This window comes from Lysinibacillus parviboronicapiens, from assembly GCF_003049605.2.
GTDB lineage: Bacteria > Bacillota > Bacilli > Bacillales_A > Planococcaceae > Lysinibacillus > Lysinibacillus parviboronicapiens.
Map to the genome: position 1 here is coordinate 4,569,791 of NZ_CP073713.1, position 18,708 is coordinate 4,588,498.

18 protein-coding genes and 1 pseudogene are annotated in these 18,708 nt (G+C 37.0%); 7 read left to right on the plus strand and 12 right to left on the minus strand.

Annotated elements, in window-relative coordinates; genetic code table 11:
- The first annotated feature begins 119 nt into the window (after window positions 1-119).
- Entirely contained in the window at window positions 120-599 is a 480-nt protein-coding gene (locus tag C9J31_RS22155; RefSeq protein ID WP_107924021.1) for a GNAT family N-acetyltransferase, read from the plus strand.
- Window positions 600-672: 73 nt separating this feature from the next.
- Here C9J31_RS22155 and C9J31_RS22160 read toward each other — a convergent pair whose 3' ends face one another.
- Entirely contained in the window at window positions 673-1,254 is a 582-nt protein-coding gene (locus C9J31_RS22160; protein WP_107948635.1) for a TetR/AcrR family transcriptional regulator, read from the minus strand.
- 292 nt (window positions 1,255-1,546) lie between these two features.
- Here C9J31_RS22160 and C9J31_RS22165 point away from each other — a divergent pair, with 292 nt between their 5' ends.
- The gene (locus tag C9J31_RS22165) at window positions 1,547-2,797 is read left to right on the plus strand and encodes an MFS transporter (protein ID WP_107948633.1); all 1,251 of its coding nucleotides are present in this window, start codon (window positions 1,547-1,549) and stop codon (window positions 2,795-2,797) included.
- 149 nt (window positions 2,798-2,946) lie between these two features.
- On the plus strand, window positions 2,947-4,008 hold the full coding sequence (locus C9J31_RS22170; protein WP_107948632.1) for an LLM class flavin-dependent oxidoreductase: 1,062 nt from the start codon (window positions 2,947-2,949) through the stop codon (window positions 4,006-4,008).
- A 343-nt stretch (window positions 4,009-4,351) separates the two neighbouring features.
- Here the strand turns inward: C9J31_RS22170 and C9J31_RS22175 are convergent, their stop codons facing one another.
- The 6 genes and pseudogenes from C9J31_RS22175 to C9J31_RS22200 form a co-directional block, all read right to left on the minus strand.
- Window positions 4,352-4,993 (minus strand): pentapeptide repeat-containing protein, encoded by a 642-nt coding sequence (locus tag C9J31_RS22175; protein WP_107948630.1) that lies wholly within the window; start codon window positions 4,991-4,993, stop codon window positions 4,352-4,354.
- Window positions 4,994-5,152: 159 nt separating this feature from the next.
- Window positions 5,153-5,408 (minus strand): annotated as a pseudogene (locus C9J31_RS22180) (hypothetical protein).
- Window positions 5,409-5,601: 193 nt separating this feature from the next.
- Window positions 5,602-6,813: an MDR family MFS transporter gene (locus C9J31_RS22185; protein ID WP_107948628.1), complete on the minus strand. Its 1,212-nt coding sequence runs from the start codon at window positions 6,811-6,813 to the stop codon at window positions 5,602-5,604.
- Between the two features lie 108 nt (window positions 6,814-6,921).
- Window positions 6,922-7,590, minus strand: a complete 669-nt coding sequence (locus C9J31_RS22190; RefSeq protein WP_193767031.1) for a GntR family transcriptional regulator — start codon at window positions 7,588-7,590, stop codon at window positions 6,922-6,924.
- Window positions 7,591-7,783: 193 nt separating this feature from the next.
- The gene (locus C9J31_RS22195) at window positions 7,784-8,182 is read right to left on the minus strand and encodes a RidA family protein (protein WP_107948625.1); all 399 of its coding nucleotides are present in this window, start codon (window positions 8,180-8,182) and stop codon (window positions 7,784-7,786) included.
- Between the two features lie 353 nt (window positions 8,183-8,535).
- Complete coding sequence (locus C9J31_RS22200) at window positions 8,536-9,597, minus strand: AI-2E family transporter (protein WP_107924014.1); 1,062 nt, start codon at window positions 9,595-9,597, stop codon at window positions 8,536-8,538.
- Between the two features lie 350 nt (window positions 9,598-9,947).
- On the opposite strand from C9J31_RS22200, the gene C9J31_RS22205 reads away from it, so the two are divergent.
- The 3 genes from C9J31_RS22205 to C9J31_RS22215 all read left to right on the plus strand — a co-directional run bounded on the left by C9J31_RS22205 (window position 9,948) and on the right by C9J31_RS22215 (window position 12,287).
- On the plus strand, window positions 9,948-10,340 hold the full coding sequence (locus tag C9J31_RS22205; RefSeq protein WP_107924013.1) for a RidA family protein: 393 nt from the start codon (window positions 9,948-9,950) through the stop codon (window positions 10,338-10,340).
- A 127-nt stretch (window positions 10,341-10,467) separates the two neighbouring features.
- Window positions 10,468-11,220, plus strand: a complete 753-nt coding sequence (locus C9J31_RS22210) for an IclR family transcriptional regulator (RefSeq protein WP_107948623.1) — start codon at window positions 10,468-10,470, stop codon at window positions 11,218-11,220.
- A 134-nt stretch (window positions 11,221-11,354) separates the two neighbouring features.
- Window positions 11,355-12,287, plus strand: a complete 933-nt coding sequence (locus tag C9J31_RS22215) for an aldo/keto reductase (RefSeq protein WP_107948621.1) — start codon at window positions 11,355-11,357, stop codon at window positions 12,285-12,287.
- A 75-nt stretch (window positions 12,288-12,362) separates the two neighbouring features.
- On the opposite strand, the gene C9J31_RS22220 is transcribed toward C9J31_RS22215, so the two are convergent.
- From C9J31_RS22220 to C9J31_RS22230, 3 genes are all read right to left on the minus strand, one after another.
- Window positions 12,363-12,968: a flavin reductase family protein gene (locus C9J31_RS22220; protein ID WP_107948619.1), complete on the minus strand. Its 606-nt coding sequence runs from the start codon at window positions 12,966-12,968 to the stop codon at window positions 12,363-12,365.
- 16 nt (window positions 12,969-12,984) lie between these two features.
- On the minus strand, window positions 12,985-13,923 hold the full coding sequence (locus tag C9J31_RS22225; protein WP_193767036.1) for a ring-cleaving dioxygenase: 939 nt from the start codon (window positions 13,921-13,923) through the stop codon (window positions 12,985-12,987).
- Window positions 13,924-14,001: 78 nt separating this feature from the next.
- The gene (locus tag C9J31_RS22230; protein WP_107948617.1) at window positions 14,002-14,595 is read right to left on the minus strand and encodes an NADPH-dependent FMN reductase; all 594 of its coding nucleotides are present in this window, start codon (window positions 14,593-14,595) and stop codon (window positions 14,002-14,004) included.
- A gap of 270 nt (window positions 14,596-14,865) precedes the next feature.
- On the opposite strand from C9J31_RS22230, the gene C9J31_RS22235 reads away from it, so the two are divergent.
- On the plus strand, window positions 14,866-15,705 hold the full coding sequence (locus C9J31_RS22235) for a YitT family protein (protein WP_107924005.1): 840 nt from the start codon (window positions 14,866-14,868) through the stop codon (window positions 15,703-15,705).
- Between the two features lie 486 nt (window positions 15,706-16,191).
- Here C9J31_RS22235 and C9J31_RS22240 read toward each other — a convergent pair whose 3' ends face one another.
- Complete coding sequence (locus C9J31_RS22240; RefSeq protein ID WP_107948615.1) at window positions 16,192-17,115, minus strand: D-alanine--D-alanine ligase; 924 nt, start codon at window positions 17,113-17,115, stop codon at window positions 16,192-16,194.
- A gap of 4 nt (window positions 17,116-17,119) precedes the next feature.
- Window positions 17,120-18,568 (minus strand): MocR-like pyridoxine biosynthesis transcription factor PdxR, encoded by a 1,449-nt coding sequence (gene pdxR / locus C9J31_RS22245; RefSeq protein WP_107948614.1) that lies wholly within the window; start codon window positions 18,566-18,568, stop codon window positions 17,120-17,122.
- Between the last annotated feature and the right edge of the window lie 140 nt (window positions 18,569-18,708).

The window sequence follows — 18,708 nt, forward strand, 5'->3', positions numbered from 1 at the left end:
TGTAATAGGTACGACCCAGCGACCCTTATCTCATCAGAAATTACCCTAAAGAAAAAAGAGTACAAACGTTCTGTTTTATGATATGATAAGCGTAGAAAAATCTAAAAGGCGGGATGTACATGAATCGTAGCAGTTCGGTTAAATTACAGCACTTTGCTGAAAAATTTCTACATGATTTAGAGAACTTTGATCTTCCTCAACAGCAAATTCAATTTTCTGCACTCCCAAAAGAAATTCTTAATACAACGGATGGGCAATATCGTATTGTCATAACTCATGATGAACAAGCAGTAGGTTTTTTTCTTTTACATGCTACAGAGAGAGTGAAAGACTACTCTAGCAACCCAAAAGCACTCCTTTTAACAGCATTAACTGTAGATCACAAACATCAAGGTATGGGGTTTGCGAAGGAAGGCATGCTCGCTTTATCACATTTCATTAAGGATTTTTTTCCTAAATATAACGAAGTCGTTCTAGTTGTAAATAAAAAAAACATTCCTGCTCAAAATTTATATAAAAAAGTTGGATTTGTTGATACAGGAATACGAAAAACGGGTCAAATAGGTGAACAAATTCTAATGAGTCTGCTCATTACATAAATTGATGCTCTAAATTAAAGAATCTGCAAGACGCCTACGGCTTACCCGCGGAAATCGAGCAGATTCCTGTTATTTACTTGAGCAATGCAAGCATCACTTCCACAGAATTATCAACAAATGAACGCTCAGGACGAGATTTCATTATTACAGTTAGACCTATTAATGATACGAGTAAAGCCTGAGATAAAGCCTTTGCATTTGTCCCTTGCTCAAGTTCCCCCGATTTCATACCACGCTCAATTGCCTCTTGAAATATAACTGATAAGTACATTTGATGCTCCCGAGTAAGAATTTCAAACTTCTCATCATGAGGTGCAAGTTCGACCATTGTATTGATGGAAAAACATCCTCGACTGAAACCTTCTGTGTATTCCTCATCAACCAAGTCTTCAAAAAAAGTACGAAATGCCTGTTTTACAGTTGGATTGTTTTGGAGTTTTGTTCGTATTTCAGATGCACGGGCCATCGTATATTTACGTAGCGCCGCTTCAAACAATTCTTTTTTGCCTCCAAAAGCTGAGTATATACTGGGGCGTTGAATACCCATTCTGGACGTTAAATCGCTTAATGAGGTAGCCTCATATCCCTTCTCCCAAAATAGTTGCATCGCTGCATCTAGTGCTTGTTCTTCGTCAAATTCTCGGTTTCGTCCCATCCTCAATACCTCACGTTACGCTTATTTATTTCTCATTCGTTCAATGACACCAATGTAAGTGAATACATTTATGTACCAAACAGTATAATATAATTTTATATTTTACTAATTCTATTGTCAATCACGTGCTACACAAACCTAATAAAACATGACTATTTCGGGCGTTACATGCTCCATCAAAAATTAATTGACAGAGACAGTTTCTATAAGTTATATTTACTTGGCGTAATACCATACCGAACGGTATGATATTGCACTTAGTAATTAAATCTATAGAAAAGGTGTGTACAAAATGAAGGAGGTTAAAGAAAAAGTAACATTTAATACCGGAATATCGCTATTACGGTCGCTTAACTCAGCTTCTGACCATCGTTCACCTATGCCACACTATGTGACCATATTGTTTGCAGTTGCATGTGGTATGTCAGTTGCGAATATCTACTTCGCACAGCCTCTGCTTGATCAGCTTTCTAGTGAGTTTGGGATTAACCATGCCACAATCGGCATTATTATTACCATTACACAAATCTTTTATGGTCTGGGATTACTGCTGCTGGTACCCCTCGGTGATTTACTGAATCAGCGCCGTTTGATCATTGGTCAAATGTCATTATCCATCATTGCTTTGGTTATAGTTGGAACTTCATCTACCACCACAGTCCTTTTTGCAGGGATGGCTTTGGTCGGACTGCTTGCGGTTGTAACTCAAACACTTGTGGCATTCGCGGCAACTATGGCTGTTCCTGCTGAACGCGGGCGTATCGTTGGCATTGTAACAAGCGGGATTGTCATCGGTATACTTCTGGCGCGTTCTATTGCAGGCGTACTAACAGATCTTGCGGGTTGGCGTTCCGTATATCTAGTATCTGCTATGCTACTGCTTGTTATAGTATGTATGTTTCTGAGGGTGTTGCCCAATGTTGAACGCAAGGTACAATCCCTGTCGTATTCCCAGTTGCTAAAGTCTGTGTTTATGTTGTTTAGACAAGAGCGCATATTACGTATCCGCTCTGTTTTAGCCCTACTGATTTTTGCCGATTTCAGTATTTTGTGGACTTCACTTGTATTGCCCCTTAGTACACAGCCGTTATCTCTTTCGCACAGTGCGATTGGAGCTTTTGGTCTTGTAGGCGTAGCTGGTGCATTAGCTGCTGCACGTGCAGGAAGGCTAGCTGATCAAGGTCACGGTCAGAGAACAACTGGCACTGCTTTAATTCTATTGTTGATTTCATGGTTGTTCATTAGTTATACAGAGCATTCGTTATTCGCATTAGTTATAGGTATCGTTCTGCTTGACTTAGCAGTACAGGCCGTACACGTCACTAATCAAACTATGATTCTTCCATTGCGTACGGAGGCGCGTAGTCGTCTTACCGCTGGGTACATGGTGTTTTATGCTATTGGCAGTGCTAGCGGTTCACTTGCTTCGACCCAAATATACGCACATTTTGGCTGGGAAGGCGTATGCTTGCTCGGTGCCTCAGTTAGTGCTGTAGCCCTTCTATTTTGGGCAATGACTAGTCGCGCCCCTGCAATAAAATAAGCCACGTCCTATCATAGCCAGGTTCTTCTACACAATGAGCCTGAACATCACAAGAACTTGTTTTAGATAAAATAAAAAAACAAGATATGAAAACTTTTGCTTTCAAAGCAAGTTACGGAGAAAGCTAATGAAAAAAGGAGAGATAATTCGTGGAGATTGGTATTACTTCATTTGTAGAAACAAAGCCAGATGTAAAGACTGGTGAAGTGATTAGTCACGCACAGCGATTGCGTGAAGTTGTGGAAGAAATTGTCCTTGCTGATCAGGTGGGACTTGATGTGTTTGGCGTAGGTGAGCATCACAGGGAGGATTATGCAGCATCTTCCCCAGCAATTGTGCTGGCTGCTGCTGCACCCATGACTAAACATATTCGGCTGACTAGTGCCGTGACAGTACTTTCTTCAGCTGATCCCGTACGGGTCTTTCAGGATTTTGCTATGCTGGATGGTCTTTCAAATGGGCGTGCAGAGATTATGGCCGGCCGGGGTTCTTTTATCGAATCCTTTCCATTGTTTGGCTATGATTTGAATGACTATGATGAGTTGTTTGAAGAACATTTGGAATTACTGCTCAAAATAAGAGAGTCCGAAAAAGTAACCTGGGAAGGCCGACATCGACCAGCCATTAATAATTTAGGCATATATCCTCGGCCCATTCAGAATCCTTTACCAATATGGGTTGGCAGTGGAGGCAACCAGCAATCTGCTATTCGAGCTGGTTTGTTAGGATTACCACTGATGCTGGCGATTATTGGTGGGAATCCAATGCAGTTTGAATCACTAGTTAAGCTTTATAAGCAAGCAGCAGCGCACGCTGGTCACGACGTATCAAAGCTAAAGATTGGGTCGCATTCGATCGGATTTGTCGCCGATAATGCCGAACTTGCAGCAGAAACTTTTTTCCCTTCTACTCAAGCAGGCATGAATAAGCTTGGCAAGGAGCGAGGCTGGAGACATTATGACCGCTCTAGTTACGATGCCGCTCGAAGCTTCGATGGTGCTTTATATGTTGGCGATCCGGAGACTGTTGCCCAGAAAATTATTCACCTTCGTAAAAATGTTGGCATTACACGCTTTATGATGTATGTACCGTTAAGCTCTATGCCACATGCAGAAGTGATGAGAGCCATTGAGTTGTTAGGAACTGAGGTAGCACCCCGAGTAAGGAAGGAAATAGCCAAATGGGAAGCTGAAATAGGGGACAATCAATAAAAAACAAACTTCTCAACGACTAATAATAATTTAATGAAGGAATTCTAAAATAAGAACTTAGATTACACTAGTAGACATTAAAGGGCTGGCCCAAAAGTAAAAACAATACACTTAGAAGTATCCTATTAGGCTATTTTTCTGATACAAAGGTAAAAGACCGCGTAAAAAGCAAGCGTATGAGAACCAACAAGGAGCTTTAGCAAGCGATGCAGCTCATACCTTGCCCGCGGAAAAGCGAAGCGACTTTTACCAAATAGGAGCACAGGCGTTATTGTTTAGGACTTTTTAGACAGCCCTTTCGTTGATAGACACAGTGAGTAAAACTTTACGCAAAATAAATAGCTTATTTTACTTTTAAGCCCAACATTCTAGCAAAACCAATTGCTTGTTCAGAAGAAACCTCGCATCCATCTAAATCCTCTAAAGTTACACTTAGCCTTTCAAATGTTGAACTACTAATATCTATCCCTTTAAGAGATGTTCCAGAAAAATTCACTTCATTTATATCACATTGTTGGAATCCAACTTTCTTAAAATTGCATTCATAGTAATCAGCATTTTGTAATGAACAATTAGCAAACTGTACTTGTTTTAAACTACTATAACCGTACGAACTTAGATTCATAATACAGTTTTCAAAAAGTACATTGCCTAAAGTAGCATCTGACAGATTAATCCCTAACATTTTTGATTCTTTAAATTCGACTCTATGTATAATCCCTCCCATAAAATCGGCATTGGATAAATCACAATTTTCAAAAGTAACATCTGTTAACTCAATATTTCTAAATGTCACATCATTAAATAACACATTTTTAAAAGTAACTTGCGAAAATTCTATCTTATCTATATTTTCTCTTTCAATTGTGCAATTAGTAATTGTGCAATTAGTCAGATATGGCTCGTCCATATCATGTATTTCTTGAAAGTTCGCAGCAGGTAAATGAAGAGAAAGTTTTGGTTTTTCAACTTTTATTTTTGACATATTATCACCTTACCTAACATTTTAAGGAACACTAGTTCTTATGCAATGATAACATATTAGATATTCCACTGCTATGCATTTCAATGATCACTATCTTTCCAAAGTAGAAAAAGGACCTAAAACAGGCCCCTTCCCCTCACTATTTCTTGCAATACTTTTTTACTTATTTATATATTTGATGACTGCCATTTCTTTACCGAATTTATCCCCATTATCAATAAACCCTAAACTAGAATATAAACGATGGGCACCCTTATTTTCTGGGTGATTTTAATGTCGGTTCAAACTTTGACTGCGCTATTGAGATAGCATTTGGTTCTATAAAAGCTGTTTGTTCTTTTGATAATTCTAGTACACAACATTCATACCAATTTTCTGCATTTACTTCTACAATTTTCACATTATTGTTATTCAAAAATTTTCCCCTTTCGAATGTGAGGAAACGCTAATACTTTTGTTAATTAAACGTTATCCCCCAGTATTTAAAATGGATAAAAATAGTATTGTTTGTCATAATGACCTCCTCCTTTCAAAGTTTGCCTACATTGTAAATCAAATTTTCAGTCTTTATACATATTAAATATTCCTATAAAGTAATTTTCTACGTGTTAAACCTGCATCTTTTTGTTAAAGCTTCGCTTCCCTACATAGAAGAAGTAAATCCCTAATAAAGATATGAAAGCCATAAATAAAAACATGGTTGTCCCGCCATACGTAGATAACAAGATCCCTCCGAACCAGGGACCCAAGAAATTGCCAAACTCCCCTAAACTTTGAGCTCCATAATAAGTACCTCTTAAATGCTGTGGTGTAATCTCATCTACTTGAGCATATTCAGCAGGAATGACCAGTATTTCACCTAAAGTAAATACAAACATCGAAATAATAAAGGCAATCCAAATAGTAGAAAAGGCAAATCCGATTTCTCCAACTGCAAATAGCATGCAGCCATAAGCAATTCTTTGAATTAAAGTAAAACGCTCTGACCATCTGGTTAACGGAATTTGCACTATAAGTACGGTAAATCCGTTGACACTCATTAATATCGCAAATAACTTTACTCCATCAATAATATTTGCCTGTAGGTATTGAGAGAGTGTTACTGACATTTGACCATGTACAGTCGTTAATAAGATGCCACCTATAATAAATAACATTAAGGGTACATCACTACGTAAGGTATGCCATAAGAGAGCCACATTCATGTTATCTTTCGATACAGCTCCATTGTTATGCTTAGAGTCCTTGATAGCTCTAAGCATAAAGTATAAAACAACTGCATAGATGACATAAATTGAAGATGTTAAGATAAATGCTATCGTACTGCCCCCAATTCCTAAAAAGGCACCTAACATAGGCCCTAACGCGTAGCCAAGATTAGAAGCTAAATATCGATTAGCGAACATTTTATATCTTTTATTATCTGGTGTTAAATCGGCCATTAATGCCTTTGATACCGTTCCAAAGAAAGCTTGCGCAATTCCCCTGATTATACTAAAAATCAATAAAAAAATAATATTCGTGGTAGAAATAAAACCAATAAAAGCAATACTTAACCCTATCAAAGAGAGGATCATCAATTTCTTTCTTCCAATGAAATCTGACAGGACACCTCCAATCAATCCACAGAAAGTACCTGCTAAAGGACCTACACCTATGATAAACCCGATAGTAGCAAAATCTAAATTTGCAGACTGACTTAGAAAAATTGCTAAAAAAGGCATACTCATTGAGCTTGTTAAAGTAATTAAAACAGTTCCAAATACTAATATATGAACAATTGGATGAAATTCTTTTAAGTAACTCTTAATTTTGTCCATTAAATAATTTTTGCTCTCTTTCTACAGAATTTCCATTTCTATGGCCCAAATAAACTATGATTATTGATTGAAAGCTTTTGTGAGCTTATCTATCTTCTTTATCTTGTATTAAAATATATGCTGTTCAATTCTAGAAAAACTTTGTCTCCAATTCTTTTCTATTTCATCAAGAACTAAAGGTAAGTTTCTTTGTTTTAGTGCAGTTATAATCAGATTATGTTCCTCGTAAGAAAAATGAACATCCTCTACCTCATCAAAATAATATAATTCTACTCGTTTGAGCTTTTGCTTAATACCTTCCAGTATTCGTTTCAATTCCTCATTTGTAGAAACTTCTATATAAGTGGAGTGGAATTCATTATCACACTCTACCGCTACTAATTGATTTTTCTCTTCTATTGCTTTTTTAAGTTCAAGATTGATTTTCTCCATCCTTTGCAGATGCTCATCCCCAATTTTCTCAAAGGCCTGTTCCATAGCCAATCGATCTAGCGTCCAACCAATCGAATAGAGGTGTAATACTTCATGAGCATAAATAGGCGAAACAGTAGTTGAACGATTAGGCTTGGTCTGTACAAATCCTTCATCCTCCAACCGTAATAATGCTTCTCTAATAGGCGTACGACTCACACCTAATAATTCTGCTAATTCCTTGTCGCGCAATTGTTGCGCTGGTTTTAGGGTTCCATCAACGATCCAATCTCTTAAAACCGTGTAGGCTTCCTTACGCACAAAAGTACGCTTGAGTGTTTTCTTTACCTGTAATTGATCCAACATTTCCGACCCCCATAAACATTTTATACACATTCTAGTAATATGTAATATATCACATACTAAAGATATTTTCCTTATTTTTCATAAGAAAACAATGTTCTTCCATTAAAATCTTTCTTTAGAGTTTGGTAAATCTCCGATAACTACAACAATCCATGGAAACAATACGTTCCCATGGATTGGATGAGGTGTGTTACTATGCTTTTGCTGCCCAAATCTCTATTTCTATTTGAATTTCTGGTAAACCTAACTCCGAAATATAGCCAATCGTCATTGCTGGATAGTCATTGCCGAATAGTTTTTCCCATTCAGCATACAAGTAGTCCCAATCAATTTTTTCTACTGCCCATATGTTCACTTTAATAATGTTCTCAGCTGTTAAACCTTCCGAATCCAATACTACCTTAATATTATGAAAAGTATTGGTGATTTGATCATTCATACTATGTGGCATTCGACCATTTTGATCTAATCCAATTTGCCCCGATGTCACATATAGCTCTGAATTTCTAGGAATTTTCGTAATATGCGTGTAATTCCCTACTGGATTAGGCATTCCCTGTGGATTTTTTCTAATGATTTTAGTGTTTTTCATATTATTTACCTCGCCTCTTAATAGTTTCTACTGTATTTCCTTTTTCTCATTTTTGGGCACACTTCTCCCGTAAAAAATGATTCTAGAAAAAAACAGCAGTAGAGTACCCATATCCAAACGATAAAAGCTTCAGTGATTTTTTCTTCATGAATTGAATACCCCTTTCTATTAATAGGACAAGATTGTCATTTCTATATTTATTATACACTTGGATTCTCAAATTTTACAATATATTGTATTATTTGCGTCATTTCATATAAATCAATAGGCAAATTAAGATTACACAATAAAATAAATAAAATGAAAGCATGCGCTTAAGAGCGATGCTTCCATTTTAATTAGATTAGACAATCTTAGTCAATTGGCTTCTCCTTGTTATCTTGAACTGTAACTTTTTTCTGTAAATCTACCTCTGGTACAGACGTAACACCAAGAATATCAAGTAGGAACATGAACAGTGGGATCCCGATGATTAGCCCCCAGACACCTAGGAAATGTTCCGAGAAGAGGATCACGATAAAGGTATAGAAAATTGGAAGATTCGTCTTTGCCGACATCAGCTTCGGGTTTAAGAAATACGCCTCAAGTGCATGTAGCACCACAACGATGATTAGAATATAGACTATGTGCATTAATCCACCGATACTATAGGCAATAATACTGAGTGGAATCAATGAAATGATAACGCCTGCGACAGGGATTAATCCAAGTATGAAGAGCATGATTCCTAATGCAATCAAATGTGGGAAGCCCATGAAGTACAACGCAATAACAGATACAACACAGTTCACAGCTGCAATAACAAATTGTGCTTCGATGACCTTACCGAACGACCGCACGAATATTTTGCAGAAATACGTTAGTTCATCGTAAAGTGGACCAATCTTGCTATCCTTGAATTTCGCTGTAAACTCCGTAATGCGTTTTTTTTCGAGAAGAATAAACAAGCTTAAAATCAATGCGATGAACACATGCATGATAACTTTACCAATATTCGTGAGATTTGTAAGTGTGAGGTCCACACCTTGCTCCAAATATTTACCTAGCTCAATCTTCTCAAAAGTTGGAGCCAAATACCTCGCTATCTCATTATCATTCGGATTGAGGTTAAATGCTGCAATTAGATTAAACAATTGTGTAATTTGCTGACTTACGACTGGTAAATACTTATAGATAACGGCAACAATACCCGCTACAAGTAGAAGGTAAAGCGTAACAATCACAGCTTTCTCATTTATCGGTGCGATTCGTCTGAGCCTTTTCGTCACACTAGTAGAGAGTTCATTCATCAGATAGGTGATAATGAATGTAAGCAGAATAAGATTGATCATACTCCACATCAGATATAGTGCAACTGCGACCCCTATTAGAATAATAAAACGTTTAAATCCATTACTTCGAAAAAAATCAACCATGCATTCACACCCTTCAAAAAAACGGCTTCTCTGCCTTTACGGTTTGATTTGTTCATTTATCGTGAGATACATTAACATATATAATAGGAAAGTAGAAAATATATTTTGATATCTAAACAAATATTTTTTATGCTATACACTTTCAAAAAATGATAAATCATTGAGCTTAACAGCTAAAAAATCCATAATTAGAAGAATATTCACATAATCCAAAAGAATAAGTAAAAACAGACCTATTTTAACTATATAGCTAAAAACGCTGTTTGACAAAGGATTAATCGAAATGACGTTATTCTTCTTCGAATGTGAATGATATTTTATAAAAAGTCTAATCAGCAAAGGATGATTCTATGAAAACCTCAAGAAATCCAAAGGACATTCACCCTCCAGTGGCTCCTTATGTCCACCAAATTGAAGTAACTGGACCAACTAGATGGCTGACATTATCTGGACAATTAGGGATGAGCGTAGATGGAACAGTACCTGAAGATACCTTAGAACAACTTGAAATCGCACTAGACAATATCCTAAAAAATCTTACATCTGCGAACATGGGGATTCAAGATTTGACCAAACTGGTTTTTTACTTTGTCGGAGAAAATGACGCTAATCGGAGACGACAGATCGTAAAGGATTTTCTTGGTGATCATCTACCGTGTACGACAATGATTTATGTAGTGGCATTAGCTGCACCATCCTTTAAAGTTGAAATCGATGCTTGGGCATGCAAGGACATCGAATAACATTTGCCAACGCATACCTTCGATAATTCCTTGACCAAGCATGATTAGAATAGAGATACCCCCAATTACAATTAACACAAACACCTACCAATAGAATTACTCACTTACTAGTGAAGGAGAGGTTGAATTGAATTCCTATGAGGTATCAACTTTAAAAAAGGGCTTTTTAATTTTGGATTTACTACGTGAAAAGCATGCGCTTACTTTAACTGAAATTATGGAAGAATTATCAATGAATAAGACTTCTGTTTTTCGCATGCTTTATACATTAGAAAAAATGAATTATGTTACGAAACATAATAAGTATTATCACTTAAATTCCCATATTTTTAGGAATGAACATTTATATTGGCATCATGATATCCAATGGGCTTCTCTCATAGCGCCCTATCACCTAGCAAGGCAAGAACAAATAACAACTTATATTGGTATTTTAGAAGATTGCGAAATGGTCATAAAAAATGTCATTAGGGAGCCTTTTGAGCAGCCTGCTTTTCATGCCATCGATTCTCGAACACCTATGCATTCAAGTGCCCTTGGCAAAGTAGTATTAGCTCACCTCTCACCTGACAGACAGCAAGCAATGTTAAATAATATGGAGCTTCATACATATACAACGGAAACTTTTTATGATTATGGATTATTGATTCCTCATTTACAGGTCATTAAAGCACAAGGATATGCGGTTGATAACGAGGAAACCAATTTAGGTAAATGCTGCATTGCCGTTCCAATTTATCTGAATAAAGAAGCAATCGGAGCAATTGCTTTCCATGGTACGACTGAACAAATTAAAAAAAACGCCATTCGTTCGTATGTAAAAAAATTAGTGGAGGCAAGTCAACAAATGACGGTAGAAATTAATTATCTATTAGACTAATATTTCCATTTGCAAATTTCCTTCTGTTACAATTAAAATGCTTTTGTTTCTATATTTGAAACAATATGTAGGTGTGTTGGTAAAAAATTCTTTTTGCCCTATGCTGATAATAGAAAACACGAGGAGGTAGGATGATGAAATTTCATACGTTAAAGAAAACAGCGATCAATATTTCAGAAATTGGTCTTGGTACAAATGCTGTAGGTGGACATAACTTATTTGAAAACTTAAATGAACAAGATGGTAAGGAACTAGTCTCCACTGCACTTGATTTAGGAATAACTTTTATTGATACAGCAGACATTTACGGCAAAGGGCGTTCCGAGGAAATTGTCGGGGAAGTACTGAAAAATTATCGAAGAGACGATTTCGTGTTAGCGACAAAGGGTGCTAAACATTGGTTTGAAGATGGATCTGTCACAGTAGATAATAATCCTCAATATTTACGCCAAGCACTTGAGAATAGCTTGCAGCGCCTTCAAATGGATTATGTAGATCTTTATTACTTACACTTTCCAGATAACGATACGCCACTAGCTGAGTCTATTGGTGAATTATCACGTCTAAAAGAAGAAGGAAAAATCCGAGCAATAGGGATTTCCAATGTAACAGTAGATCAACTAAAAGAAGCCAATGGCCATAATGATATTTCAGTTTTACAATCTCCTTACAATATGTTAAACCGTTCAGCAGAGCAAGATTTATTGCCTTACTGTATTCAACATGATATTTCATTTATTCCATACGGTCCACTCGCATATGGGCTACTTGGTGGTAAATATACAAAAGACTTCAGATTGGATGCAGGCGACTGGCGAATTTCAAATCCTTTATTCCATGGTGAGCTATTTGAACAAACATTAGCAAAAATAGAGGCATTAAAGGGAATTGCACAGAAACATCAAACAACATTATCAAATTTAGCGCTTGCTTGGTTATTAGCGCAAGAAGGTATTGATGCTGTTATTCCTGGAGGAAAACATAAAAGTCAAGTGGCTGCCAATGTAGAAGCAACTGATGTCCTTCTAACGACTGAAGATTTCGTGAATATAGCAAGAATTTTATAACAAAAAAAGCGGAAATGCTGTTAAATCAACATTTCCGCCTTTTATCTTGGAACACTGCACATCAACATGGCTTAATTATGGTCGCTCTAATGCAAAAATATCACCAATTTTTGCGTAATTAGAACCCGCTAGCCTACTAACCGCTTGTAGCTTCCTTGGATCAATGCGACCTTCATGATAAATCGCCTCATCTATATGAAATTGAACAACTTCTCCAATAAACAAATCACCCGTCTGTTCCTCACCATTCATCAAAGGAATCGTTTGTACTAGACGACACTCCATGCGGACCTTTGCCTCTTGAATACCTGGTATCTTGATACGCTGACTGTCAATAAGAGTAAATTGTGCTCTGTCGATTTCACTCTCAGTTACAGGCAAGGAAGCCGCAGTTTCATTCACCTGTTTTACATTATCCTCATCTACAATATGCACAACAAACTGTTGTTGATAATGAATATGACGAGCTGTATCTTTTAAGCGCCCATTTGGTCTTTGAATGGCTAAAGAAATCATCGGTGGGTTTGACGACACAATATTAAAATAACTGAAAGGTGCGCCATTGATAATCCCTTGCTCTGACTTCGTTGTAACAAAAGCAATAGGTCTCGGAATAATGCTACCAATTAATAATTTATAGTTTTCACGCTCTGTATTGTTCTTAGGTTCAATCGATATCAAAACATTTGCCCCCTTTTTAATCAACTGAGCGAACGCTGATTGGGATCAATGTTCTTTCTAACCGTTCACGATGTTCCTCATACTGTGTTGGTAACATTAATTGACTCCCCATTGTCTCAGGTGTTTCGTCGTGCGCGAATCCTGGTGGATCTGTCGCAATTTCAAATAGAATTTCCCCGGGTTCACGGAAATAAATAGCATTAAAGTAATTACGGTCTTTTACTTCTGTTACATGTTGTCCATGACTCATTACTTGCTGTTGCCAATCTAAATGATCCTCATTATCTTGTGCTCTCCATGCAATATGATGTACTGTCCCTACGCCCATTTGACCGCGTTGGCCAGGAACTACTTTTAAATCCACGATATTCCCTATATCAGCACTGGATTTATAGCGCGTATACTCGCCTTCTGTCGCCACTTTTTCAAGCCCCATAACACCTGTTAGTATTTTTGCTGTTTCATCAGGATGACTTGAATATAGTGTTGCACCACCAAATCCTTTAATGGCAACCTCAGGAGTTACTTCACCAAAAGTCCATTCATTTAATTCACCTTCCGCACGTGCAACGATTTCAATATGAAGTCCGTGTGGGTCATCCAGTTGTATCACTTGTTCACTAAAACGTTCAGCTTTTTTGAATGGAATAGCAAATTTCGCAAGACGATTAATCCAAAATGGTAGCGCTCCTTCTGGTACAACATAAGTCGTTACTCCAACTTGGCCATCACCAATTCGTCCTTGATAAGCATTTGTCCATGGGAAGAACGTAATGATGGTACCTGGTTTCCCACCTTTGTTACCAAAGTAAAGATGATAGGTGCCGGGATCATCAAAATTTACCGTTTGTTTTACTAAACGTAAACCTAGTACGCCAGCATAAAAATCAATATTTTCTTGTGGATGACCTACAATAGCTGTGATATGGTGAATACCCGCTGTCTGTTTTTTCATATTAACAAGCCCTTTCATGATTAAATGTTTTTCCTCACCCATACTTTGCCCCGTTATGTTGTCCCTCAATCTGCAATATTAACGGATTGTATATAAAGCTTTTGACCATGGAATTAATTGGTCTAACATTTGGTTAACAGAATCCGCTTGAACTGCTTTTGGTTTAAAGTCTGTACCATTTTCGAAATCTGTGAATAATGATAGTGCTGGGTGTACACGTACATCCGCAATTAACAACTCACCCATAATGCCACGTAAATGCTCCGCTGCTCGTGCACCGCCTACAGATCCATATGATACAATACCCGCAGCTTTGTTATTCCATTCTTCACGTAAATAATCTAGTGCATTTTTTAGAGCACCTGTAATCGAGTGATTGTACTCTTGCACGATGAACACAAAACCATCTTGTTTTGCAACAGCCTCTGACCAAGCTTGAGCTCCCGAAGCATCTTGCCCCGTTTCACCTAGTAAAGGTAATTTGTAATCTGCAATATCAATAATTGTATAATTAGCATCTCCTCGTTGATTTGCGATTTCTTTCACCCATTGTGCTACCTGTGGACTTACACGACCTTCACGCGTTGATCCTAAAATGATTCCGATGTTTAATTCTGCCATTCTATGTTCCTCCTCTTTGTTTGAAGTAAAGAATTTATTTAAAAAATTCATTTTGTTAGCTCCTTCTTTGTAAAAGATAAATTTTTCTAGACAGTAAATGCTTCGAATTAATTTATCTTGAATTTAAATATCTTGAATTCGAGATAATAATAACATGGTGTTGAGAATTACGTCAACATATTTGTTTATTATTTATAAAAAGCCGAGACGGAATGATTTCCTCCTCTCGACTTTCAGCAACATTACAAAAAGTATAAAATATATAAAAAACTTGATATAGTATGTACTTAAGAAGAAATCAAATTTATGGTGGTGTTGTGTGTGAAGAAATACGTTTTGGATATTTTAATGATTATGATCGGGTCGCTGCTTTTTGCGCTGGCAGTTAACTTATTTGTCATTCCGAATGATTTAGGTGAAGGTGGCGTAACAGGTTTAACAATCATCGCCTATTATCTGTTTGGTTGGTCGCCAAGTATTGTGAGCTTCGTGCTAAACGCAGCTTTATTAGTGGTTGGATATAAATTTTTAAATAGGCAAACAACCATTTATACGATTATTGCCGTAACGTTCCATTCACTTTTTTTACATTTGACAGAAACATGGTCCATCTCTTCAAATGAAATCATTGTGAATTCCATTTTCGGTGGGGTATTTGCTGGAGTAGGCATTGGCTTAATTATCAGGGTTGGTGGAACAACAGCAGGTTCTACCATCTTAGCTAGAATCACGAACAAATATCTTGGCTGGAGTATTAGTTATGGTTTATTATTTTTTGATTTAATTGTTGCTTTCTCATCTTATTTTATTATCGGGACAGAGGCGTTGTTGTTAACTATCATTATGCTATATGTCGGAACAAAGGTAATGGAGTTTGTTATTGAAGGTGTGAATCCTAAAAAGGCAGTTACCATTATTTCAAAAAAACCAGAGGCCATTGCCGGTCAAGTGAGTGCGTTTATGAATCGAGGCGTGACGGTCCTATCAGGACATGGCTATTATACGAAGGAGCAAAAAGAAATCCTATATATTGTCATTAGTAAACAGGAAGTTGTAAAGCTAAAGAAAATTGTCAAAGAAATAGACAAGGATGCCTTTATTGCCATTCACGATGTCAGAGATGTCTTTGGACATGGATTTATAGAATTATCTAAATCTTAAACTAATAGGACACAAAGCTGTCTGAAATACTAATTAGAGTTATCCTTTCTGTGTGAACATCCAATAGAAAAGAAATGATGAGGCTGGGACAAAACTTTAAATTTTAAGAAAGAGGAGCAAAGATATTATTAAATTGTTGCTATCTAAAATGAAGAAAAATTTAGACGTTCTTCCTTTGGCATAAATAAAAATTAGAAGAGAGCACTAGTAGCGAAGGCGTCGACTCCTGGGGGATTAGCGTGACGCCTGAGACTACAGGCTCAGGCCACGCCCCCGGAAAGCGTCCGCCGTAGTGGACATCATCGTTCACAGCAAAAAGTGTTAGATCGACATCAGTCAATCTAACACTTTTTCTCTTTTGTCCCAGCCTCATTTAACAGAAAATAAAAAACGTCATTTTGAAACATCTTCATCAAAATGGCGTTTTTCTGATTATCCATGTTCTACTAAGTTTCATTGTTGGCAAAAGGAACTCCTTTTATTGTTCTATACAATAGTATATCCTTCACTTGTCCTAACCTGTAAGGAACTTTCAATAATGTTATCCAACAGCTTAGTATAGGTGATTCCCGCTGCAAGAGCACTTTTTGGCAGTAAGCTATTTTTTGTCATACCCGGCAATGTATTGACCTCCATGACGTAAGGAATTCCATCCTTTATGAGCATATCAATTCTGGCATAAATCGTGCATTTCAAGACGCTATAGCAGGCCATTGCAGCCTCGGCGACCCGTTCATGTATTGCTGTTGGAAGTTCTACAACCTCTTCAATTGTAGCGGCATCATCATATTTTGCATGATAGTCAAAAAACGCGGCTGTATGACGAATCGAAATGATCGGTAACAGCTTTCCATCAACAATAGAACATGTAATCTCTTCGCCTGTTATATACTTTTCAATAATGATTTCACTATCCCATTTGAATACGTCTGCCACTGAGGATAATAATGAATCTTTATCGTATACTATTTTTACTCCTACACTGGAACCGCCTGAATTCGGTTTTACCACCAATGGATAGCCCATATTATCTAATTTATCCATCTGAAGCTCATTCATATCCGAAATATGAAGCCAATCTGGTGTTTGAATTCCCTCATAGCGAATAATTTTTTTTGACATATTTTTATCCATACAAATACCGCTTGATAGCATGCCACTTCCGGTATATGGTACATCTAAGGTTTCAAGTACACCTTGAATTGAACCATCTTCACCAAACTTGCCGTGAAGCGCTATCAAAGCAATATCAATATCTCTCACCTTGTCAATCAGCTCTATTTTATCATTTAGTTTAATAGCGACAACTTCGTATTTATCCTTATCTAAATGGGTAATCATTTCTTCACCTGTCATGAGAGACACTTGCCTTTCTGAAGAAACACCTCCCATAATAACGCCAACTTTCATTTTTTCAACTCCCCACTTCATTTTTCAAAGTTTCACCAATGATTTTAATGCCTTGGACAATATCCTCTTCTTTTAACCGGGAAAATCCTAACCGAAATGTGTTACTTCCTCCTCCATCGCTGTAAAAAACATCTCCAGGATAAAATACAACACCCTTTTGATAGCACTTTTTTAAAAGTACACGAGCATTCATTCTTTCTTCTAATTCTATAAAGAGATGGAGACCGCCATCCCCTGTCATTCTTTTAAAAGGTATATATTGATTACATGCTTGTCGAGCAAGTTCATATTTTTTCTTATATACTGACCTAGCTTTTTTCAAGTATCTTTCGAAATAGCCATCATGCAAATATTGATAAAGCACAGCCTGATCCAGTGTAGATGTATGAATAGTACGTGCCCTTTTTACACTTTCTAAACAGTGGATTAGTTCTTTATCTGCTAAAATCCAACCAACACGTAAGCCCGGAAAGAGAATTTTGGAAAAGCTGCTAATATAAATAACCTGGTTACCAGGGCCAATAAAAGTCATTAACGGGGCTAGATGAGAGCCTGAATAACGTAATTCTTCATTAAAACCATCCTCTACAATAGGAATTTGATAGCTTGAAAATAGTTTAATAATTTCTGCTCTCTTTTCAGAGGAGGTAACAATTCCCGTTGGATTATGATAAGACGGGATGAGATAGGCAAAATCAAAAGTCCCTTGTGACAAGCTTTCCTCAACCTTCTCGATGTCAATGCCATCATCCATCATGTCGATTCCGTGAATATCAAATCCATGTAAGCGAAAAAGCTTTAAAGCGGCATGATGCGTAGGATTCTCGCAAAGAACACGTCCGGATTTTTTAGCTATCGAAGATAATAAAATATCCAAACCCTCTGTAAAGCCGTTCGTGATAAGAATATCCTTATTGGAAATATCTACACCCTTCAATTGCATATAGTGAAGAAGATATTCGATAAGGGGTTTGTAACCTTTTGCATAGCCGTAATTCAACACAATATCTCCCTCAATAGACATTCGAGTCAGAAAAGCCCTTTTAAAATTTTCGACATCAAAAAGCTTTTCTTCTGGTGCAATACTGTTGAATGAAATTATGCCTTTTTCCGACAAGACATCTTGCTTCATCAAGTCCAATTCGTCCGCTAGTAATGTCACTTCATTGAGCCTCTCTTTCCAATGAAATTCAATGGATGGCATTTTGGACGTTTCGACTTTTCCGATAAAATTTCCCCTTCCTTTAATTGCGTAGATTAGACCATATTGTTCTAAATCTGCATAGGCCGTAAGAACAGTATTTCTACTGACTGATAATAATTTACTAAGTTCACGGGTTGAAGGTAGCTTCTGATGCTCCAACAGATGGCCTTTTTTAATCATCTCTTTTAAATAATCTCTTACTTGCATATAAACTGGACGATCATTCATAAGCTTAAAATCATTAAACACTCTCTGACCTCCTTACTATCATTTTTACATAACTATAGCTATCCCAAAAGGTCCACGCCATATGTATTTTTCTTTAGCAGCGGTTGCCCAAAATTTTAAGTACATTTAGTTTATTCCAATTGTATACTCATACACAAAAC